We start from the raw sequence: 441 nt of genomic DNA, 5'->3' as shown, positions 1-441 counted from the left end.
GTTCTGGCAGGCTTCGACACCCGCCTCGATACGCCGCCTATCTCAGTCCGTCATCACCCAGTTTCCCGCATAGCTCCTGTCGGAAAGGCGCTTCACCAGGCTGGTCAGCTCCATCAGGTCGACAGTACGCAAGAGTGCCCGTCCACGGCCGATAACGATCTCTGGATCCGGGCCTACAAGATCAGTCCATTGCGGAGGAACCGACGATACCGTGGCGCCGTCATGCTGTAGCAAGAGGCGTTCGCCATACCGGTTATATCGTTTGCCGACACAGGGAAGGGGATGTCCCGATCGCTGTTGAACTACGTCGGGCCGACGTTGCCAGAATGAATGTTACGCGGCCCTTGTGACATGGGCAACGGGCTTGATCGTCATGGGATTGTGGTGAGCTTGAAGGGCCGCACGCAGAATCGCCAATTGCTGATGTGCCTTCAATCGTCG

At 58.3% G+C, this 441-nt stretch carries 1 pseudogene; it reads right to left on the bottom strand.

The window, feature by feature from the left end:
• Window positions 1–42: 42 nt before the first annotated feature.
• Window positions 43–279, bottom strand: a pseudogene (locus AC5ZGW_RS47100) (DUF5372 family protein); the annotation flags it as partial.
• Window positions 280–441: the final 162 nt, after the last annotated feature.

This window comes from Bradyrhizobium sp. Crot121, assembly GCF_059512385.1.
This window is presented reverse-complemented; position numbering and strand designations above follow the sequence as displayed.